Origin of the sequence: Marinobacterium marinum, assembly GCF_013868415.1 — a bacterium.
Taxonomy (GTDB): domain Bacteria; phylum Pseudomonadota; class Gammaproteobacteria; order Pseudomonadales; family Balneatricaceae; genus Marinobacterium; species Marinobacterium marinum.
The window spans coordinates 43,101-63,483 of the sequence record NZ_JACEMT010000043.1 but is presented as its reverse complement, the minus strand read 5'-3'; the positions used below and the strand labels follow the sequence as shown (position 1 = coordinate 63,483).

The window sequence follows — 20,383 nt, the reverse complement described above, 5'->3', positions numbered from 1 at the left end:
GCACGCACGTGAAACAGATGAAAAAACGATTGATCCCTCTGCTGGCTGCCGGCACCTTGGCTTGCTCGACAGCTCAGGCAGGTGCACTGGCAGATCTCTACCAGCTGGCACTGGACAACGACCCACAACTGAAAGCAGCGGAAGCTTCCTATATGGCAGGCCAGGAGGCCGTCCCCCAAGGCCGGGCAGGACTGATGCCCCAGATTCAAGCCGGTGGCAGCTACACACAGTCGCACAGCAGCGCACTGGACCAGGAAGCCGGTGACCGCGCCTGGCAGGTATCACTGGTTCAGCCGGTCTTTGATACCACCAAATGGTTTACCTTCCAGAAAAGCAAAACCATCAGCGAGCAGGCCAAGCTGCAGTTCGACCTGGCCCAGCAACAGTTGATCCAGCGCACCGTTGATGCCTACCTGGGCGTCCTGCGTGCCATGAGTTCTCTGGATACTGCACAAGCTCAGGAACGCGCTCTGCAGCGCCGTCTGGATCAGGTCAATGCACAGTTTGATGTTGGTCTGATTGCCATTACCGACGTACAGGAAGCACAGGCTTCTTTTGACAATGCCGTGGTCCAGCGCATCGATGCAGAAGGCGCTCTGGCCAACAGCTACGAAGCATTGGAGCGGCTGGCCGGCCAGCCGCTGGACCAGGTTGATCCCCTGCGCGCCGACTATCCGATCGAAGCCCTCTCCCCCGCCGAGCCCAGCGCCTGGCTGGAAAAGGCACGTGATGGCAACCTGGCCCTCAAGCTCAGTGAGCTTGGCGTGGAGACTCGACGTCGTGACAGTCAGATTGCACGCTCGGGCCACCACCCCAAGGTCAACCTGGAAGCCGCCTACGGGTACAGTGAGTCCGAGTTCAGGCAGGAGCCTTGGGATGAATCCAGCCAGGTAGCACTGACCCTTAACGTCCCGATCTTTACCGGTGGCGCAACCAGTTCCAAGGTGCGTGAAGCCGAACAGGGACTTTATGCGGCACAGTATCAACGTGAAGACCAGTACCGCAGCGTCACCGAACAAACCCGCTCCCTGCTGCGTGATCTGCAGACCAGCGTACAGAGCGTGAAGGCCCGCCTGCAAAGCATCAAGTCGCGCGAGACGGCGCTGCGTGCAACTGAAGAAGGGTTCAATGTGGGTACACGTAATGTGGTCGACGTCCTCCAAGCCGAACAGGCGCTTTACCAGGCGCGCCTGGACTACGCCAACGCACGCTTCAACCACGTCTCGACCCTGTTCCGCTTCAAATTGCAGCTGGGTACTCTGAACCCGGATGACCTGCTGGCACTGGATGAGTGGCTGCAGTCGACCGCAGCCTCCTGAGTCTTTTGACGGCACAGGCTAAGGCTGACCTTAGCCTGTGCCGATGAGCATCTATGATGATCAACCCCCCTTCATGGGGGTTTTGCCGATAAATCAGGAGAAAATGCCATGCCTGATGCAAACACTCCTCAATTCTGGCGCGATAGCCGCATGCCTCATGTCGAGCTGCGGCAGATTAGGGATACCCTCAAGACCTGCTACGCCCCGCACAGCCATATTCAGTGGTCACTGGGTGCCATTACTCAAGGCTGCAACACCTTCCTTTACCGAGACAAGCAACTCCGGGTCGATACTGGTACTCTGGTTATCATTGACCCTGATGCCATACATGCCTGTAATCCGATTGACAATCAGCCCTGGGGGTATCGGATGCTGTACATCGATACCGACTGGCTCACGGCGCTGCGCTACAACAGCAGGCTGCTCGAATCACCCCACTGGCGGGATATCCCCGTAGCCACCTTATCCGATCCCCACTGCTACGCCAGCTATCTGCGCATGACCGACTGCCTGATCGACCCGCATCGGGCCTTGCTGGAAAAACAGACCGCGTTGACGGAATACCTGACAACCCTCCTCCACAAGCTTGCCAAACAGCCCCTGCCGCCACTGCCTACATCAACCGGCCGCATCCCGGAAATAGCCTCTTTCCTGCGAGCTCACGCGACCGAAGATCTCTCTCTGGACATGCTCTGCCAACACTTTGAGATCAGCGCCGGTCACCTGATCCGCGCCTTTAAAGCCTATTCGGGTTTTACGCCCCATGGCTACTTGATTAATTGCCGCGTACAACTTGGCCAACAAGCACTAAAAGCGGGCAACCCTATCGCCGAAGCCGCCCTGCAGGCCGGTTTTGCGGATCAGCCCCACTTTCAGCGCACCTTCAAGCGCATGGTCGCCGCCACTCCGAACCAATACCGCCGCACACTCCTAAATCAGCATTAATACGCTGCTGGACGCCAGTAACAGTGCCATGATCCGATTAAGGAGTACGATAAGGCCGGGACGTTGGATATACCGTCGCATGAATGCACCGGCGCATACCCAACAACTCAAAGAAGCCCAACAAATTGGCAGGTACAGACTGGCAAACAACGCGACCTGCTGCAGGTCACTGCCATCGGTATAGGCCCCAATACCCGAAGCCGATGCCAGCCAGGCTTTAGGGTTAAGCCACTGCATGGCAGCCCCGGCCATAAAACCCGGGGCATAAGCCGACTTGGTTTCTGTAAGTTGCCCGTTATCCCGAAACAATTGCATGCTGAGATACAGCAGGAAGATGACGCCACCCCAGCGCAACGCCGACTCCAGCCAGGGAAGGGCCGCCATAGCGGAATAGAGTCCCAGACCAACGGTCACGAAAAGCACGATAAAACCCAGTGTCGCCCCCGTGACAAACACCATTCCTCGCCCCAGGGGATAACGGATGCCACTGCTTAAGCACACCAAATTAACGGGACCGGGGGAAATCGAAGCGGCCAGCGCAAATACGGCCATGGGGGCGATCAATGAAATCGTCATGCTCAAATCTGTCCATGTGGTTAGATGGCTAGAGTGTGCCGCCACTCCCACACAAAAGATTGAACAAAATTGCTCTGGATCGACTCGATCCGGATATCGAAAACCGGCCTATGCTCAGACCTGGAAGCCTGCCCGCAGCTGAACGCCCCAGACAGGCTGGAACGGTTCAATGCACCGTAGGGGTATCATCTTCGGCGTCGGAAAAGATGGGCTGCCCCGAACTGTCCAACGCCAGGGCACCCTGCTCATGTGCCAATTCAAGCAGTTGCTGCAGCAACATCTCGGTCAAATGAGCACTGATGATCAATCCGGCGGGCGGATCACTCTCGAACAACTCCTCGTCAACCAGGCCGTCTTCTCTGAGCCCCAGCAACAGTGGGTTTTCAACAATCAGAGGAGCCAGGTCATCCGGCGCAAAAATCACATAGTCGGAAGATACCTGCAAAGCCAGCTGATAAGCGTCATGTACCGCTTCCGACAACTGGGTGAGGTACACTTTCTCCGCCGCGTTAAACAGCGCACTCAATTGCCCACCCCCGGGCGACTGTAAATCGGGGCCACCGACATCACTGTAATCGATACTGGTGACGGCCGGTACGTTATCCAGTTCCCAGGCATCCACCATAATGCGGTCTTCCGAATCCACTTCCAGCCACTGGCGATTGACGGCCACCATCAGCAGCCCTTCAAGTGCAGCCGCACTGACATTGCTGGTCACGATTACGCCCACACTGGGATTATCCATTTCCTCCGGGTCTTCGATCAACTCACCGGCCCGAGCTGACAGCAGCTTGGGATCGCTGGCAATCAGCTGCGCCAGCTCCACCGGTTTGAGAGCCAGCATCTGCTGACACACACGATGCGCGGTCAGATAAGGCTCAACATGCCCGTTATTGTCCATCTGACGAACATATTCCTGGCGCAACCGATCCATTAAATCAGCCAACTGCTGGCTCATCGTTTTTCTACCTCCGCGTCCCACATCAAGCGGTCAGTGAATGGTGATACCGACCGGTTTAACGTCATCCTTCAAGCGATCAAAGGCTGCTCGCAACTGCTGCAACGGCATCAGGCCAAAATCCAGCGGGTCCGATGGCAGCTCACACCAATCCAGCGCCCATACACGGGTCATCAACTCATACTCGCCGATCAGGGCATCCAGAAAAATCATTACCGCTTCTACACGCGGATCCATCTCCAGAATTTTGGGCGCATCCTGCAAATACACAGCCAGCTGCATCTTGCCATTCACGACCCTTAGAGAGCACCAAAAATCCTCGATTTCGCACAACTCCTCGCCCATATTGACGCAAGAAGGGATAGGGTCGTAACGGTGGTTGAAAGCACGGAAGCTAATACCGCTCAATTCCGGCGCGGCCCCCACAACACTCAAGACGGAATGGATCGATTCAGGATAGCCGTCACATCCGAAAATCATTTCGACAGGGCCTTCTTCATGCTCCCGCTCAAAATGAAACGTCAGATTGCGATCAATTTTCTGCAGACTATCGCGATAGGTATTCAACAGACTTTCGGCATCAAACTGCATTTCCTGCTGACTCTTCAACAGTTGCTCAAGCGTACGTTCGATTTGCTGCCAGAATGCCTCGATCCGTTTCAGATCAGGTTTGAAATTCATGCACACCCAGTATTAGCAGTATCAGGTTCGCGGAACGACAACACCGGTTTGTCCCTGGTATTTGCCGTTACGATCCTTGTAGGACGTCTCGCAGATTTCATCCGCACCCAGGAACAGCATCTGAGCCACACCTTCGTTGGCATAGATGCGCGCCGGCAGCGTCGTGGTATTGGAGAATTCGAGCGTCACATGCCCTTCCCATTCAGGCTCCAGGGGCGTGACGTTGACAATAATACCGCAGCGAGCATAGGTGCTTTTGCCCAGACAGATAGTCAGGACATCGCGAGGAATACGAAAATATTCGACCGTACGCGCCAGCGCAAACGAGTTGGGCGGAATAATGCAAACATCAGACTGCACATCCACAAAGCTGCCTTCATCGAAATTTTTCGGGTCGACGATAGAAGAGTTGATGTTGGTAAAGATCTTGAATTCGTCGGCACAACGCACGTCATAGCCGTAGCTTGATGTACCGTATGATACGATTGGCTGATCATTGACTCGGCGTACCTGACCGGCCTCGAACGGCTCAATCATTCCATGCTTGTCCGCCATTTGACGAATCCAACGATCTGACTTGATACCCATAACACCCTATTACCTGAAAGTACGTTCAGTAAATCAACGGAGCATTCTACCCGCTTTGCACAAAAAAAACCGCCCTGGCTTGCGCCAGAGCGGAAAATTTCATCTCGCTGTACTAATCGTGTTCGACCGCGATGTTAGGCATGAAGTTCCCGACCTGCTGCGATTTTTCCGCCAAGAGCGCACTGGCCCGACGCGCAATCGCCTTGTAGCGCAATGCATGAGGGCTGTTGGGCTCGGCCACCACTGTCGGTTTACCGGCATCGGTCTGTTCACGAATCGACAAGGCCAGCGGCAACTGCCCCAACAGTTCGGTGTGATACTGACGCGCAATGCGCTCACCACCATCGGCACCAAAGAGCGCCTCTTCATGACCACACTCGCTGCATATGTGCACGCTCATGTTCTCAATCACACCCAGCACCGGAATATCCACCTTACGGAACATTTCGATCCCCTTTTGCGCATCCAGCAATGCAATATCCTGCGGAGTCGTCACGATCACTGCGGCACTGACAGGTACACGCTGTGCCAGCGTCAACTGGATATCACCGGTACCCGGCGGCATGTCGATAAGCAGGTAATCCAGGTCTTGCCACAATGTCTGATTCAGCAGCTGCTGCATGGCACCACTGACCATCGGGCCACGCCAGACCATGGGGGTATTTTCATCCACCAAATAGCTCATCGACATCGACTGCAGCCCGTGCCGAATGATCGGCTTGAAATACTTTTCTTCTGCCGTGTCAGGCCGCTCGCCTTCTGCTACACCCAGCATCATACCCTGGCTGGGACCATAGATGTCGGCATCCAAAATACCGACCCTTGCTCCCTCCGCAGCCAGCGCCAAGGCCAGATTAACAGTTGTCGTCGATTTACCGACTCCGCCTTTGCCTGATGCAACCGCAATGATATTTTTAACACCCGCCAGGCCCGGCAATTTTTTGGGGCCCGGATGTGCACTGATCTGCTGCGTCAGCACAATGTCGATCCGACGCCCGCCGGCCAGGGGTTCAATCTGTTCCGTCAGCGCCTGCTTGATCGCAGGGTGGCGACTGACACAGGCATGCCCCAGTTGCAACCGGATGTCGATACACTCTGCGTCCACCGCTATGTGCTGTACACAGCCTGCCGCCAGTAGAGACTGCTTCAGATCGGGGTCGGCACAGGAATCAATCGCCGCCCTGATCTGCTCCTGGGTAATCGCTGTCATTCAGCCTCCTTGATTGCCAATACTCGGCAATAACCAAGTTAAGTACTCAGATATTATGCATTATTTGATGCAATCAGTTCCAGCGCCAACCGTTTGACCGCCGCCAGATCCACTTTGCCACTGCCGAGCACCGGAATCTGCTCCACTTCCAGCACCTTGGCCGGCCGGTACAGCGGCAGAATATCCGCCTTGCGCAGCTGTCCTGCCACACCCTCGGCATCTTCTTCGACCAGCAGCAGAATGCGCTCCCCCTTTTTGTCATCCGGAACCGCAACAGCCGCCAAGGGACGTTCAGTATGACCCAGCGCTTGGCACAAAGCCGTTTCCACTGCGGCAAGCGAGATCATTTCACCGCCCACTTTGGCAAAACGCGAATAGCGATCCACGATAGTCAAGAAACCATCGGCATCAAGATGTCCCTTGTCCCCTGTTTTATACCAGCGCAAACCATCCTGCTCGATCACGACATCATCGGTCTTGTCCGGATTGTTCAAATAGCCTTTCATGATTTGACTGCCACCCAGCAGAATCAGCCCATCTTCTCCCACCGGCAAAGGTGCCAATGTTTCAGGATCAACCACCCTGAACATGGACCCCGGCAACGCCATGCCCACAGTCCCCAGACGTTCGCCTATCTGCACATTCCACCAGCGAGTATCCAGGTAGTCCGGCAGATTTACACTGGCAACAGGTGTTGTTTCCGTACAGCCGTACCCTTCCAGTACCGGAACCTTGAAACGCGCTTCAAACCCGCTTTTAATTGCAGGAGACAGTTTTTCCGCACCCGCCACCACCACGCGCAGACTTTCAAACATCAGTGGATGCAAACGCTTGTTGCGCATATACAGCCCCAGGAAAGTACTGGTGCCGCACATGATTGTGGCACGATAACGGGCTACCGCCTTGCCGATATTGACCGCATCGGTCGGATCCGGGTGGCACACCAGCGGTATCCCCTCAATCATCGGCAACATGCAGGTCACGGTCAGGCCAAAAGCATGAAACGTCGGCAACGTGGCAAGAATACAGTCATCACTCTGCACATTCAGCACCGCCGCAATCTGTTTAAGGTTCGCCATCATGTTGCGATGACTCAGCATCACCCCCTTCGGGGCCCCTTCGCTGCCGGAAGAAAACAGGATAGCAGCCGTATCATCCAAGTGTGCCCGCCCCCCATAGACCCACTGCAGCATACTCTTCGGCATCAAGGTCGCCTGTATCAGCGTCATAACCGATTCCGACTTACTGATACCGGCTTTCACGTCTTCCAGCTGAATGACCACTACCTGCTGCAACAATCGCTCCAGCTTGACGCCACGTTGCTCCAGTTTTTTCAGAAAGCGGGCGGATGTCACCAGTGTTTTGACATTGGCCTGTTCGATCGCACTCAACAAGGCACCTTCTGCAGCCGTATAGTTCAGATTGACCACGGTTTTGCCCGCCATCAGTGCAGCCATGTTGGCAATGGCCCCGCCAGCAGCTGTCGGCAACAGCAAACCAACATTCTGCTCCTTGATCCGACGCATGCGCCGGCTAAACAACATACATGCGGTCAATAAGCGACGATGATTCAGAACTGGACCGTTCAGGTCCGTCAGCGCCCACTCTGCCGGTGCCGCCTTTGCTGTACGAATGAAGGCCGCTGGCAGTGTTTCCAGCGTATCCGTATACTCATTCCAGGCACGTACCGACAACTCGGCTACCTGCTGCTTTACCACCTCTGCCTTGCTGTCCAATGCAATGGGTTTACCGAACGACACAATGACATCACGTTTCATGCCCCTGCTTTCTGAGCGCTGCAGACGTTCGCTGGAACGAGAGAAACGGCTGCCCCACAAACCTCGCAGATAAAACGGCAGGATGCGTGCATCCGGTATGCTCTCTCCCTCTCCTACGCGCACAACACGCTCAAAACCTCGCTTGAATTCGCCCAGTTGACCGCTGTAGCTGATCGCGCCTTCAGGGAACAGGCACACCACCTCACCCCGCGCCAGCAGCTCTCGTACCTTCTGCATGGCACTGCGACTGGCACCGGAGGAGATCGGAATCACGCCATATAGATCCAGGAACCAGCGCAGGTACCAGCGCTCATAAATAGCCCGCTCCATCACGAAATAGATATGACGCGGACAGGCCATCTGCAGCATGGCCCAGTCCAGCCAACTGATATGATTGCCCAGCAGCAGAGTCCCTTCACCACTGGCCGGAAGATGCTCAAATCCCAACACCTTCAGGTTGTAACGCCGACGTACCAGTGTTGAAACCAGCAGCCTAATCAAGGATTGCGGCAGTGCGACCAGCGTATACAACGCTCCAACGACGGCAAGAACACCCAGCGCCCACAACAGGGTTACGGAAGGCACGGAGGCGATGGCACTGGCAACCGTCACCATCAGAAAACCCAACATGGCCACATTCTGAATAAAATTGTTACCTGCCAACACGCGGCCCAATCGTGACTCCGGCGCATTGAACTGAACCAGTGCATTCAGCGGTATGGTCATCAGGGAACCGGAAACACCGATCAACAAAAACGCGCCGCCGCTCATCCAGATACTGTCCAGAGTCGGCAACAGCACTAAACCAGTGGCAATGCCGACAGCCCCCAACGGAATGAGCCCGGCATTGATGAAATGACGCGAAAGCCGTGCCGCAATAATCGACCCCAGCATGATGCCGATACCGGCCAACGCCATGACCGATTGAATGACAAAAGTGTTGTTCTGCCCCAGATGCGCTTTGGCATAGGCCGGGAAAACCGCCAGCATGACCTGGCTCACCGACCAGAACAGCGCCAGCCCGATGATCGACAGCAGAATCACCCGAGGTTCAGCCAGCGCACGCAGGTTCCGCTTCAGGCTACGGCCAGTCACGTAATCCTGCATATCAAACGCCTGAGATCTGTCCGTTTCACCCATGACCGGTAAACAGTAGGACAGCACGACTTCGACCAGCGCCCCCGCTACCAGCAACCAGCCCAATGGCGCAACACGCTCCAGGATATTGGCCGAATGCATCACGTCCAGCGAGGCAACGCGCCACTCAAACAGGGCCGAGAACGCCACTATGCCACTGAGAATGGCAATCATAGTGGTCGCCTGGACCCAACTGTTACCCTCGCTGAGTCGTTCATTGCCTACCAATTCACGAATGAAACCGTATTTGGCTGGTGAGTACAGCGCACTTTGCACCGCAAGCATAAACGTCAGTGCGAAAGCCGGAATAAACCAGCCCTGGTAGTAGCAAAACGTAATGGCAAGCGTTACGCCAACCGCCGCCCAAGCCGACAGCCGCATTACCCGCGCCTTGGGGTACTTGTCAGATATAAAGCCTGCCGGGGTGAACAGCAGGATGAACGGCAGCAGAATCAATCCGTTAACAATCGCCGTCAACAGGATCTGTGTTTCCCCGTCATACACTTTGAACAGGGTATTCTGAATGGTGATTTTATGCCCCAAGTCGACAAAGGCATTAATGAAAGCGATCGCCACGAACGCCAGAAAGCCGCGTACTCGCATCAGCTCAAGCATGCTCGGTCTCCTCGCTCAGCCAGCCGTTCAGATACTGCTGCACCAGCTCCTGCAACATCATTTCTGCTGCCCGCTCATTACTCACAAACAGCTTCTGACGCAGGGCCAAAACGGCGATGCCATGGACACCGCTCCAGATGGTCCGCGCAGACAGTTCCAGTGCCTGCGGTGTCAGGTTCGGCCGCATCTGCTGCAGACACTGCTCTACTCGGGCAAACAACTGCAGGATACGTTCGCTCAACCAGGCCGGAGGCATAACATCATTGGCCGTAGCATGCTCGAACAACAAAGACCAGCGCTCGGGGTTTTCACGTGCAAACGCCAGATAGGCCTGCCCGTAATCCAGCAGACAGCACCGGGGCGAGGCTGGCACAACAGCATCCAGCCGTGCCAACAGCTGTGCCAGGGTACGTGCATTCAGTTGCCAGCACAGATCATCAATATTCTTGAAAACCGTATACAGGGAGCCGGCCGAATAACCGATTTCACTCGCCACCCGGCGAGCACTGATCGCTTTCAACCCTTCGCTCTGCAGCAGAGATTCCGCCGCACAGAGCGCCATTTCCCTTAACTCCTCCTTGGAGTGTTCTTTACGCTTAGCCATCGTAAGCATCCTTATTGAACGGTGTTTATTTCGTGCATGCAGTTTAGTAAACACTGTTCAGCAAGGTCAAGAATTTTATGAACAGCGTTCAATAAAGAGTAAAAATCATCCTATACGAAAGAAAACACCCTCAGCGTTGCCTCTGCCCAATTGATTCCTATAATGACTTTTTCTCAATAACCCGGAGAGCAGCATGCTCAAACCTTTTATTTCTGGACTGGTGCTGGCCACCACTTTCAGCACGACCGCTCTGGCCGAAGCTCCAACCCAAGTCGTCTTCGAAACCAGCAAAGGCAACATTCAGCTGGAACTGGACGCTGAAAAGGCCCCCATCACCGTGGCCAACTTCCTGAAATACGTTGATAAGGGGCACTATGACGGCGTGATCTTTCACCGTGTTATCCCCGGGTTCATGATTCAGGGAGGCGGCTTCACCCCCGACATGGTAAAACTGGACACGGATGCTCCAATCAAGCACGAATCCGAAAACGGCTTGAGCAACCTGCGCGGCACCATTGCCATGGCACGCACCAATGACCCGGACAGTGCAGCGGCACAGTTTTTCATCAACACTGTTGATAACAGACGTCTTGATGGCATGCCCGGCCGCCCGGGTTATACAGTCTTCGGCAAGGTCACTCAGGGCATGGATGTTGTTGATAGTATCGGCAAGGTCTCGACAGGCCGCCAGGGTCGCTTTCAGGATGTACCGACAACGCCCATTCTGATCAATAAGGCCAGCCTCATCGCCGACTGACACACAGCCCTCAGGACGGAAAAGAAGCGGGACACCCACGCCCCGCTTCTACCGTCCTGTCTTACTGGCAACCTCGCTTTCCTCCTCGCCTCCTGACAACAAAGATACCGGCAAAGCCGATATAACGCGTCGCAACGGGCGGCATGCAAACAACAAAAAGCCCTGCAGATGCAGGGCTTTTGTCAGAAGAGGGGTGACCAACAATCAGTTGCGCTGGTCGAAGTCCAGTACCACTTCGTCACTGATCGGGTGTGCCTGACAGCTGAGTACGAAACCGGCCTCGATTTCGTGCGGCTCCAAACCGTGAGAGATATCCATCTCCACTTCACCCTTGACCAGCTTACATTTACAGGTAGAGCAAACACCTCCCTTGCAGGAGTACGGCAGATCCATACCGACATCCATCCCGGCGTCCAGAATGTTTTGACCCACAGTAGCCAGATCAAACATCACGGAACGACCATCAGCAATGACGGTGACCTTGCTCATTTTGTTTTCACCGTACTGAGCAACACGCGCCTGAGCCTTTTCCAGCGTTGCCTGGGCATCGGCGGAAGAGCTGGCGAACAGTTCGTAGTGGATCTGCTCGTCGCTCAGGCCTTCCATACGGAAACCGCGAGACACTTCGGTCATCATCGCCTCGGGACCACAGATGAAGGCTTCATCGGTGTTCTTGATATCGATCAGACCCGCTTTCTGCAGCGCGTAGCCCTTTTTGTTGTCGATACGGCCATTCAGCAGGTCGGCGCCCTGGTCTTCATAGTCCATGACGTTGATCCACTGGAAGCGGTCCATATAACGGTTCTTAACGAAGTTCAGCTCGTCTTTGAACATTACTGTGTTGGAACGCTGGTTGCCATAGATCAGGGTGACCTTGCTGTTCGGCTCGATATCCAGCACAGACTTCATGATGGAGATCATCGGCGTGATACCGGAACCGGCGGCGATGCACATATAGTTCTTGGCATTGCTCGGGTTCAGCTCGCTGTAGAAGCTGCCCTGCGGCGGCATCACTTCAATGGAAGCACCCGGCTTGAAGTTGTCGTTGGCGTAGTTGGAGAACTTGCCGCCATCAACACGCTTGATCCCCACCCGCATGTGGCCATCGGTCACACCGGAACAGATGGAGTAGGAACGGCGAACGTCTTCACCATCGATCATCGCACGCAGAGTCAGAAACTGACCCTGGATGAAATTGAACTTCTCGGTCAGCTCTTCCGGTACAGCAAATGTCACGCTGATGGCCGAATCGGTTTCCGGCTGCACATCGGCAATCTTCAGCGTGTAGAAATTGGTGTCAGACATCGCTTCACCTTATATCTTTTTGAAATAGTCAAAAGGCTCATTGCAGTCGTTACACTGAAACAGCGCCTTACAGGCGGTGGAGCCAAACTCACTGATCCTGCGGGTGTTGCGAGATCCGCAATGCGGGCACTGGGCATGGGCATCCGGCGTTAAACCGTCATCATCCAGATCAGCATCTTCGGGCGGCGCGATACCGTAATTGCGCAGCTTGCGACGCCCTGCCGGCGACATCCACTCGGAACTCCAGGCCGGTGACAACCGGGTATTCACGGCAACATCGTCATAACCGCTGGCCTTGAGCGCCGCAACCACATCGTCCGCGATAGTATTCATGGCCGGACAACCCGAGTAAGTCGGGGTGATAGTGACCACAATACGGTCACCATCACGCTCCACATCACGCAATATCCCCAGATCCCAAATGCTCAGCACCGGTACTTCAGGGTCCTTGACTTGATCGAGCAGGTCCCAGAGTTCCTTCACCTCGGCAACATTGCGCTGTTGCAATCGGCGGTACTGCTCTTCTGGCATCAGTGAGATTTCATTCATGGCATATATCCCTGGCAGCGGGCGCTTACCACTGGCAACCCGGGTATGAACGGTGCGTAATCTGCATCTCGGTCAGCATGTGACCCAGATTTTCGGTGTGATAACCGGTACGGCCACCACGGACCGCCCAACTATCTTCCGGCACTGTCAAAGTAGCTTCAATCAGCACATCACTGACCATTTTGTGCCACGCATCACGCAGTTTGGACACGTCGACCGCAATACCGGCGTCCGCCAGCATCTGCTCGGTTTCGTCCATGTCGAACATCTCGTGGGTGTATCCCCAGAGCGCGTCTACCGCTTTCTGCGTGCGCTTGTGACTCTCTTCGGTTCCATCACCCAGGCGCAGCACCCAGTCACGGCTGCGACGCAGATGGTACTTGGTCTCTTTAATACCCTTGGCCGCGATAGCAGACAGGGTCTCATCCTTGGACTGCAGCAGTTCCGGCAGCACCAGCGTGTAGTACGCATCCGCAAACAGCTGACGTACCTGAGAATAGGCAAAATCGCCTTTCGGCATTTCCATCAGCAGCAGGTTGCGATATTCGCGGTCGCTGCGCATATAGGCAAAGTCATCTTCGGTACGACCATCGTCGGCCAGTTCGGCTGCATAGGTGTAGAACATGCGCGCACGACCAATGTAGTCCAGCGCCACGTTGCCGTAGGCGATGTCTTCTTCCAGGAAAGGACCGTAGCTGACCCACTCGGAGATACGGTGGCCCAACACAACGGAGTCATCACCCAGACGGGTCGCGTATTCCAGCGTTGCCGCTTTGATTGCATCACTCATTACTTGTCTCCTCAATCTATCCCGTTACCGCGTGATTACATGTTGTTGACGGGATCAGGCAGGACGTAATAAGTCGCATGACGGTACGGCTTGTCGTCGTTCGGATCGTAAAAGCAATCTGCATCATCTTCCTGTGAAGCACAGATGTCACTGGACTTGACGACCCAGAGGCTCACGCCTTCGCTACGACGGGTGTAGCAGTCGCGGGCATATTCCAGTGCCTGAGCATGATCTTCAGCGTGCAGGCTGCCGACATGCTTGTGGTCCAGGCCACGCTTGGAGCGCACAAACACTTCAAACAGTTCCAGTTTTTCGGTTGGCTTTGTCATTATCAGGTCCCCTTACTTACGCCGCATTCTGCGCTTGCTTGGCGCGTTTCTTTTCGTTGTAGGCTGCCATCGCATCACGTACCCACTCACCTTCTTCATGAGCGGCGACATGGTGCTCGATACGCTGACGGTTGCAGTGACCATTGCCGTTGATCACGCTCCAGAATTCGTCCCAGTTCAGATCGCTGCTGTCATAGTGGCCACGCTCTTCATTCCACTTGAGGTTGGCGTCCGGGTGATCCAGCCCAAGCACTTCAATTTGCTGAACGGTTTGGTCGATAAACTTCTGACGCAGATCATCATTGGTCTCACGTTTGATCTTCCACTCCATGGATTTCTGCGAGTGAGCCGAAGCAGAATCATGCGGCCCGAACATCATCAACGCCGGCCAGTAAAAACGGTTCAGAGCATCCTGAGCCATGGCTTTCTGCTCGGGAGAACCCTTGGCCAGGGCCAACATGGCTTCATAGCCCTGGCGCTGGTGGAAGCTCTCTTCCTTACAGATACGAATCATGCCACGGGCATAGGGACCATAGGAGGTACGCTGCAAAGAGACCTGGTTCACGATGGCAGCGCCATCAACCAGCCAACCAATAGCAGCAACGTCAGCCCAAGTCAGCGTCGGATAGTTGAAGATGGAGGAGTACTTGGCCTTCCCGGTCTGTAGCTGCTCGATCATTTCGGAGCGTGAAATGCCCAGAGTTTCAGCAGCAGAATACAAGTACAGACCGTGACCGGCTTCATCCTGAACCTTGGACAGCAGGACCGCCTTACGACGCAGCGACGGCGCACGGGTAATCCAGTTGCCCTCAGGCTGCATACCGATCACTTCCGAGTGAGCGTGCTGAGAGATCTGGCGGATCAAGTTCTTACGATAATCTGCCGGCATCCAATCCTTCGGCTCGATCTTTTCTTCTGCCTCAATCTTGCGCAGGAAATTCTGTTCTTCGGGTGTCATCGTTATGCTCTCCGATCTTATGTTCATACAGTCGCACTGTGTAACTTATTTTTGTAAGCCATTCAGGCTTTTTGTATCGCACTGCTCCATCAGCCCTTGAGCACCTAGCGCGGGAACAGGCCAATGACAGAAGATACGTCCGCCCGCATGCGATAGCTTAAATGTACACCATCTCTTTCGATTAATGATACACAAATATACAAAATATTTTCAATAACTGTATCACTTGAAGATTTGACCTGTCTCAACCCTTTCAGTCTAGCCCACCCGCAGCCTTATGGTGCGGCCGCTACAGGCTTACACCTTCAGGCACCCGAAACAGATCATCCACCGGCAGCGCGGTAATTCGCGGCTGCACCACCCCACCACCGTTTCGATAACGACTGTCAAACAGGGCCGCGCCGGTATCGATGTAGACGGCATTTCCCCTGCGTATGACATGCGGCAAAATCACGTGACCATGCACACACAAGTCAATACCGTCGATCACACGCCTGAACCCCGCCGCCTTGACCGGCCTGTCCCATAAAATGCTTTCCCGCAACGCAGCGTCATGCGGTAAGCGCAACTGCAAATCCATCCAGTCGCCCTCCGGCAGCGTGCTATGTGAAATTGCCACGCGCCTGCCATCCTCCAGGCTCAACTCGATCACCCAAGGCATTTCAATAGCCAGCTGTTCCGCGTAATGCCTCAGTACCGGATGGCGAGTAAAAAAATGTTCGGGGCCGGTTCCCAGCCAGGCCTGACCGCCATAGCGCATCCAGGCCTCGACATCAGCACTGGCCGGATCATGCAACCAATTAAACAGGATTTGTTCATGATTACCGCGTACGGCATAAAACCAGGGCTGCCGGCACAGCTCCAGACAAGCAGCCGAATCAGGCCCCCGATTGATCAAATCACCAACCGAAAACAGTCGGTCATGCACCGGGTCAAAACACAAAGCCTCCAGTTCAGCTTCCAGCGGCTTCAGCCAGCCATGAACATCACCCACTACAAAGTCACGTCCCCGAAGATTGGGCCCTACCCGCTTAACAACCATGATGTCGTCCTTTCATTGCCCTGCCGGGGCAGACTTCCCGGCCATTAAGGGCTATCACTTTGAGATTATCGAGACATGAAGGCTGGCAGCGCTGCGTCAGCCTTCAATTGAGCTTAGCATGCGCGATGAGAAATTCGTGTGTCCCTGCCGTGCAGGCAAGGTAGGCCCTTCGCCGTACTTGGCGACAAGCAAGAAGAGAATTTAAAAAGCGATCAAATGATCAGTCTGCGGGTAGTGCCATAATGCTGCGAAAAAACGCCAGCTCTTGTTCCAGCACCTGAGCCTGATTCTCGGGACGGCGAAAACCATGCGCTTCATCGGCAAAAAAGTGTGTTTCAACCCGGATCTGGCGTGCCATCAGGCACGCTGCCATATCACGGGTTTGTTCAGGCAGAACAACTCGGTCTTGTTCACCCTGGAAGAAAATCACCGGCACATCAATCTGCCCCGCATTGAGCAGCGGCGACCTTACCCGATAGCGTTCCGCCTCCCGATCTGGGGCACCAATCAGCCAATGCAGATAGCGAGATTCAAACTTGTGCGTCAGCTGGCCAAGTCGGGCCGGGTCACTCACACCGTACAAGCTTGCACCGCCGCGAAACAGGTCGGTGTGGCGTAGAGCATTCAGTGTCGTATACCCTCCTGCGCTGTTGCCTCGGATGAACACGGCGTCGGCATCAGCCATCCCCTGCTGGATCAATGCGCGCGCGACCCTCACCACATCATCAACATCGGCGCACCCCCACTGTCCGGCGAGCTGCATGCGGTAGTCTCGTCCATAACCTGTACTGCCTCGATAGTTCACATCCACGATCATGAAACCGCGGCGAGTCCAGTATTGAATCGCCGGTTTGAAGACCGGTGCCGTTGTAGCCGTGGGACCACCGTGGGTCCAGATCACCGTTGGCAAGGGCTGACCGGGACTCGCATCCAACGGACGATACAGAAAACAAGGGATCTCATGTTCATCCTCGCCGATGGACAGGCTAACCGGCAGACTAGGCACAAACTCGGGCCGGCTTCCCCCGTGCACGATTCTGCAGGGCACCACTCCATCCTCATGCTCGCTACCGCTCAACTCCAGTATTGCCGGCTCACACCCACCGAATTCGGCCACACAGGCCATTCGGTTGTCCTGACAGACCAACGAATGCAGGCGTGTCGGTGTCTGCTCAAGCCCCGGCCTCAGAATCTGCCAGCCCCGCTCATCATATCGCCACAGTGTCGAATAACCACCACACTGCCCCAACGCCAGCAGTTCACCTGCCGCATTCCAGCCATAGGTTGCAAGCCCGAACTGCCAGGGAGCCGTGGTAAATTCAGTATTCGACGGGCAGGCAGGCCCCAGCGCTTTCCAGCCGGTATCGGTGTACACTTCGATACGCCACCAGTTATCGCGATCAACCACCGCATGTAAGCGACCGTCCGGGGCAAATCGCGGCTGTGCCCAGGCCGCTTCCAGATAGGAGTCCGAGATCACCTGGCGCTGCACAATTTCCCCCTCCAGATTCAGCTGCGCCAGCACCAGCCGCGTACTGCACCAGGGTTGTCGAGGATGATCCCACTCGACCCAGGCCAGTTGCTGCCCGTTGGGACTGATGGCCGGGGAACTGTAAAAGTCTGCCCCTTCAGCCAGGGTGTTGACACTTCCCCGGTGCAAGTCAATGACAACCAGCCGGTTGCTCGCTTCAGTGCCGACTCCCGTATGACATTCACTGATAGCCAGGACTGACTGCAGCACGGGGACATACAACATATCGGCAAATCGTGTACCCTCTGCAAATGTCAGCTGCTGCGGACGCCCCTGTCCCGGCAGATCAACACACCACACCTGCTGGTCCTGCTCGTTGACAAAACAGACTTGGTCACCGGCCAGACACCAGGCGCCGCCCCCATATTCATGCACCCGACTGCGTACACTGAATACCTCAGGCAGCATCGATATCGCCTGACCGGCCTGAAAACGGCACAGCCGGTTGCGACCGGTACCCGCCTCAAAACTGACCCCCAGTATACTATCGCGATAAAAACGCAGCCCCGCATAGTCATGCATGGCCGTCACCGCTTCCCGGGCGGTTGGGCGCAGCTCAGCCACGAGCGAATATCCGCGAATTGCGCTCGTTGCGGTAAGTGATCGAAGGATCGCTTCCGGCTTTCTCTGCCGCTTCCCTTGCTGCCAGGATTTTATGATGATGCGGCGACTTGCTGCATACCGGGTCGGCCGCATTCATGTCCCCGGCCAGCAGGTACGCCTGACAACGACAGCCTCCCAAATCGTTCTCCCGTTCGTCACAGGATCGGCAAGGCTCCTGCATCCAATCATCACCACGGAAGTGATTAAAACCGAAAGAGTCATGCCAGATATGCGTCAAATTACTGTCTTTCACGTTAGGGAAATCGATGGGCAACATGCGTGCGCTATGGCATGGCAGTGCCGTCCCATCCGGGGTGATGGTCAGAAAAATTTCCCCCCAGCCATTCATGCATTTTTTCGGCCGCTCTTCGTAGTAATCGGGCGTCACGAAAATCAACTTGATCGGGTTACCTTCTGCTGCCAGTTTTTCCCGATATTCGTTGGTCACCCGCTCGGCCCGCTCCAGCTGAGCCCGGGTCGGTAGCAGACTATCCCTGTTTTCATGAGCCCAACCGTAATACTGACAGGTCGCCAACTCCACAAAGTCGGCCTCCAACTCCACACAGAGCTCGATAATCCGGTCAATGTGGTCGATATTGTGCTTGTGCGTCACAAAATTCAGCACCATCGGATAGCCTTGGGCTTTAACCTCTCGCGCCATTTTCAGCTTCTGACGGAAAGCCTTGTCAGAGCCGGCCAGCATATTGTTGACCGTTTCATCCGAGGCCTGAAAGCTGATCTGTATATGATCCAGTCCGGCCTCTCGAAACGCCGCGATTCGGTCCGCATTCAAGCCGATGCCCGAGGTGATCAGGTTGGTGTAGTAACCCAGCTTACGCCCCTCCGCAATCAGCTGCTCAAGATCACGTCGCACCAGAGGCTCGCCACCGGAAAAGCCCAACTGGGCAGCGCCCATCTTTCGAGCCTGTCGGAAAACCTCTACCCATTGTTCGGTCGTCAGCTCCTCACCATGACCGGCAAAATCCAGCGGGTTACTGCAGTATGGGCATTGCAGCGGGCACTTGTAGGTCAACTCCGCCAGCAGCCAGAACGGAGGGCCTTGCACCGGCCGCACATCAGTCAACTCGGATCCAGTTCTGCTCACGGGCAACCTCCAGAAACTCCAGCACATCGGTTTCCAGCTTCCCTGCATCGGGAAAGCGTGTCTCCAGGGAGCTGATAATGGCGGCACAATTCTGCTCGCCGTTTACTTCCGCCAGAATCGCACCGGCGCTGTCATTCAGCCTGATCATTCCTTCCGGATACAAGAGCACGTGGCAATTCTGTACGTCCTCCCATTGCAAACGAAACATGGCATTCAAGCGTGGCGTCTGTTCCAATACTGGCCTAGTCATTGAATAACCCTCGATGATAAACCCGCTCGCGGGTGACCGTATGATAAGGCGGGCGTTCGAGTGTATAGGCCATACTCATCGCATCCAGCATGCTCCAGAGCACATCCAGTTTGAACTGCAAGACTTCCAGCATACGCTCCTGCTGATCTCGGGTAGTGTAGTGATCCAGCGTAATCTGCAGACCGTGTTCAACATCACGACGCGCCTCGGTCAGTCGATTACGAAAATACTGATATCCCTCTTCCTTGATCCACGGATAGTGCTGCGGCCAGGCATCCAGTCGTGATTGATGGATGTGTGGCGCGAATAACTCGGTCAGCGACGAGCTGGCGGCTTCCTGCCAGGTCGCACGACGGGCAAAATTGACATAGGCATCCACGGCAAAACGCACCCCCGGCAGCACATGCTCATGAGACAGGATTTCATCTCGACGCAACCCCACGGCTTCACCCAGTTGCAACCAGGCTTCGATGCCTCCGTCTGCTCCCCCATAACCATCATGATCCATAATGCGCTGCAGCCATTGCCGACGAATATCCGGATGCGGGCAGTTAGCCAAAATGGCCGCATCCTTCAACGGAATGTTGATTTGGTAGTAGAAGCGGTTGGCCACCCAGCCTCGAATCTGCTCCTGACTGGACTGACCGGCATACATGGAAACATGGTAGGGATGGTGAATATGGTAGAGCTCGCCCTTGGCACGCAGTGCCTGCTCAAACTCGCTGCGACTCATCGGTTCGCGGTTGCTCATGT

General features: G+C 55.3%; 20 protein-coding genes. 3 read left to right on the top strand and 17 right to left on the bottom strand.

From position 1 onward, the window contains the following. Positions 1-17: 17 nt before the first annotated feature. Positions 18-1,319, top strand: coding sequence for a TolC family outer membrane protein (locus H1S06_RS07425; RefSeq protein WP_220183809.1), 1,302 nt, complete (start codon positions 18-20; stop codon positions 1,317-1,319). A 108-nt stretch (positions 1,320-1,427) separates the two neighbouring features. Continuing rightward, a complete protein-coding gene (locus H1S06_RS07420; protein ID WP_181738771.1) occupies positions 1,428-2,264 on the top strand; it encodes an AraC family transcriptional regulator in 837 nt (278 codons plus the stop codon). Here H1S06_RS07420 and H1S06_RS07415 read toward each other — a convergent pair. From H1S06_RS07415 to H1S06_RS07385, 7 genes are all read right to left on the bottom strand, one after another. Continuing rightward, a complete protein-coding gene (locus H1S06_RS07415; RefSeq protein WP_181738769.1) occupies positions 2,250-2,840 on the bottom strand; it encodes a LysE family translocator in 591 nt (196 codons plus the stop codon). The two genes, H1S06_RS07420 and H1S06_RS07415, sit on opposite strands and share 15 nt — an antisense overlap. Positions 2,841-3,006: 166 nt before the next feature. Beyond that, a complete protein-coding gene (locus H1S06_RS07410) occupies positions 3,007-3,798 on the bottom strand; it encodes a hypothetical protein (protein ID WP_181738767.1) in 792 nt (263 codons plus the stop codon). Between the two features lie 33 nt (positions 3,799-3,831). Beyond that, a complete protein-coding gene (locus H1S06_RS07405) occupies positions 3,832-4,479 on the bottom strand; it encodes a hypothetical protein (RefSeq protein ID WP_181738765.1) in 648 nt (215 codons plus the stop codon). A gap of 21 nt (positions 4,480-4,500) precedes the next feature. Beyond that, entirely contained in the window at positions 4,501-5,067 is a 567-nt protein-coding gene (dcd, locus tag H1S06_RS07400) for a dCTP deaminase (protein WP_181738763.1), read from the bottom strand. A gap of 112 nt (positions 5,068-5,179) precedes the next feature. Continuing rightward, entirely contained in the window at positions 5,180-6,277 is a 1,098-nt protein-coding gene (gene apbC / locus H1S06_RS07395; protein ID WP_181738761.1) for an iron-sulfur cluster carrier protein ApbC, read from the bottom strand. A 53-nt stretch (positions 6,278-6,330) separates the two neighbouring features. Further along, on the bottom strand, positions 6,331-9,807 hold the full coding sequence (locus tag H1S06_RS07390) for an acyl-[ACP]--phospholipid O-acyltransferase (protein ID WP_181738759.1): 3,477 nt from the start codon (positions 9,805-9,807) through the stop codon (positions 6,331-6,333). Further along, positions 9,800-10,411 carry a TetR/AcrR family transcriptional regulator gene (locus H1S06_RS07385; protein WP_181738757.1) on the bottom strand — a complete coding sequence of 204 codons (612 nt, stop codon included), beginning with the start codon at positions 10,409-10,411 and terminating at the stop codon, positions 9,800-9,802. Before H1S06_RS07385 ends, H1S06_RS07390 begins: the two co-directional genes overlap by 8 nt. 193 nt (positions 10,412-10,604) lie before the next feature. Here H1S06_RS07385 and H1S06_RS07380 point away from each other — a divergent pair, with 193 nt between their 5' ends. After that, a complete protein-coding gene (locus tag H1S06_RS07380) occupies positions 10,605-11,168 on the top strand; it encodes a peptidylprolyl isomerase (protein ID WP_181738755.1) in 564 nt (187 codons plus the stop codon). A 204-nt stretch (positions 11,169-11,372) separates the two neighbouring features. On the opposite strand, the gene paaE is transcribed toward H1S06_RS07380, so the two are convergent. The 10 genes from paaE to pqqC all read right to left on the bottom strand — a co-directional run bounded on the left by paaE (position 11,373) and on the right by pqqC (position 20,381). Next, a complete protein-coding gene (gene paaE, locus H1S06_RS07375) occupies positions 11,373-12,473 on the bottom strand; it encodes a 1,2-phenylacetyl-CoA epoxidase subunit PaaE (protein WP_181738753.1) in 1,101 nt (366 codons plus the stop codon). 9 nt (positions 12,474-12,482) lie between these two features. Further along, entirely contained in the window at positions 12,483-13,022 is a 540-nt protein-coding gene (paaD, locus tag H1S06_RS07370) for a 1,2-phenylacetyl-CoA epoxidase subunit PaaD (RefSeq protein WP_181738751.1), read from the bottom strand. A gap of 25 nt (positions 13,023-13,047) precedes the next feature. After that, entirely contained in the window at positions 13,048-13,812 is a 765-nt protein-coding gene (gene paaC, locus H1S06_RS07365; RefSeq protein ID WP_181738749.1) for a 1,2-phenylacetyl-CoA epoxidase subunit PaaC, read from the bottom strand. Between the two features lie 35 nt (positions 13,813-13,847). Continuing rightward, a complete protein-coding gene (gene paaB, locus H1S06_RS07360; RefSeq protein WP_181738747.1) occupies positions 13,848-14,141 on the bottom strand; it encodes a 1,2-phenylacetyl-CoA epoxidase subunit PaaB in 294 nt (97 codons plus the stop codon). A gap of 16 nt (positions 14,142-14,157) precedes the next feature. After that, on the bottom strand, positions 14,158-15,099 hold the full coding sequence (gene paaA, locus H1S06_RS07355) for a 1,2-phenylacetyl-CoA epoxidase subunit PaaA (RefSeq protein ID WP_305058175.1): 942 nt from the start codon (positions 15,097-15,099) through the stop codon (positions 14,158-14,160). Between the two features lie 289 nt (positions 15,100-15,388). Continuing rightward, positions 15,389-16,141 carry a metallophosphoesterase gene (locus H1S06_RS07350; RefSeq protein ID WP_181738743.1) on the bottom strand — a complete coding sequence of 251 codons (753 nt, stop codon included), beginning with the start codon at positions 16,139-16,141 and terminating at the stop codon, positions 15,389-15,391. A gap of 220 nt (positions 16,142-16,361) precedes the next feature. Next, positions 16,362-18,236: a S9 family peptidase gene (locus H1S06_RS07345; protein ID WP_181738741.1), complete on the bottom strand. Its 1,875-nt coding sequence runs from the start codon at positions 18,234-18,236 to the stop codon at positions 16,362-16,364. Next, on the bottom strand, positions 18,229-19,380 hold the full coding sequence (gene pqqE / locus H1S06_RS07340; RefSeq protein ID WP_181738739.1) for a pyrroloquinoline quinone biosynthesis protein PqqE: 1,152 nt from the start codon (positions 19,378-19,380) through the stop codon (positions 18,229-18,231). The genes H1S06_RS07345 and pqqE overlap by 8 nt, the downstream gene beginning before the upstream one ends. After that, positions 19,352-19,630 (bottom strand): pyrroloquinoline quinone biosynthesis peptide chaperone PqqD, encoded by a 279-nt coding sequence (gene pqqD / locus H1S06_RS07335; protein ID WP_181738737.1) that lies wholly within the window; start codon positions 19,628-19,630, stop codon positions 19,352-19,354. Before pqqD ends, pqqE begins: the two co-directional genes overlap by 29 nt. Continuing rightward, on the bottom strand, positions 19,623-20,381 hold the full coding sequence (pqqC, locus tag H1S06_RS07330; protein WP_181738735.1) for a pyrroloquinoline-quinone synthase PqqC: 759 nt from the start codon (positions 20,379-20,381) through the stop codon (positions 19,623-19,625). Before pqqC ends, pqqD begins: the two co-directional genes overlap by 8 nt. Positions 20,382-20,383: the final 2 nt, after the last annotated feature.

Coding starts and splice junctions, on each gene's coding strand:
- paaA (WP_305058175.1), bottom strand. CDS start 15,099: ATGACACCCGAAGAACAGAATTTCCTGCGCAAGATTGAGGCAGAAGAA.
- pqqD (WP_181738737.1), bottom strand. CDS start 19,630: ATGACTAGGCCAGTATTGGAACAGACGCCACGCTTGAATGCCATGTTT.
- pqqC (WP_181738735.1), bottom strand. CDS start 20,381: ATGAGCAACCGCGAACCGATGAGTCGCAGCGAGTTTGAGCAGGCACTG.
- dcd (WP_181738763.1), bottom strand. CDS start 5,067: ATGGGTATCAAGTCAGATCGTTGGATTCGTCAAATGGCGGACAAGCAT.
- H1S06_RS07405 (WP_181738765.1), bottom strand. CDS start 4,479: ATGAATTTCAAACCTGATCTGAAACGGATCGAGGCATTCTGGCAGCAA.
- paaB (WP_181738747.1), bottom strand. CDS start 14,141: ATGACAAAGCCAACCGAAAAACTGGAACTGTTTGAAGTGTTTGTGCGC.
- H1S06_RS07390 (WP_181738759.1), bottom strand. CDS start 9,807: ATGCTTGAGCTGATGCGAGTACGCGGCTTTCTGGCGTTCGTGGCGATC.
- H1S06_RS07350 (WP_181738743.1), bottom strand. CDS start 16,141: ATGGTTGTTAAGCGGGTAGGGCCCAATCTTCGGGGACGTGACTTTGTA.
- H1S06_RS07410 (WP_181738767.1), bottom strand. CDS start 3,798: ATGAGCCAGCAGTTGGCTGATTTAATGGATCGGTTGCGCCAGGAATAT.
- H1S06_RS07420 (WP_181738771.1), top strand. CDS start 1,428: ATGCCTGATGCAAACACTCCTCAATTCTGGCGCGATAGCCGCATGCCT.
- paaE (WP_181738753.1), bottom strand. CDS start 12,473: ATGTCTGACACCAATTTCTACACGCTGAAGATTGCCGATGTGCAGCCG.
- apbC (WP_181738761.1), bottom strand. CDS start 6,277: ATGACAGCGATTACCCAGGAGCAGATCAGGGCGGCGATTGATTCCTGT.
- H1S06_RS07380 (WP_181738755.1), top strand. CDS start 10,605: ATGCTCAAACCTTTTATTTCTGGACTGGTGCTGGCCACCACTTTCAGC.
- paaD (WP_181738751.1), bottom strand. CDS start 13,022: ATGAATGAAATCTCACTGATGCCAGAAGAGCAGTACCGCCGATTGCAA.
- paaC (WP_181738749.1), bottom strand. CDS start 13,812: ATGAGTGATGCAATCAAAGCGGCAACGCTGGAATACGCGACCCGTCTG.
- H1S06_RS07415 (WP_181738769.1), bottom strand. CDS start 2,840: ATGACGATTTCATTGATCGCCCCCATGGCCGTATTTGCGCTGGCCGCT.
- H1S06_RS07425 (WP_220183809.1), top strand. CDS start 18: ATGAAAAAACGATTGATCCCTCTGCTGGCTGCCGGCACCTTGGCTTGC.
- H1S06_RS07385 (WP_181738757.1), bottom strand. CDS start 10,411: ATGGCTAAGCGTAAAGAACACTCCAAGGAGGAGTTAAGGGAAATGGCG.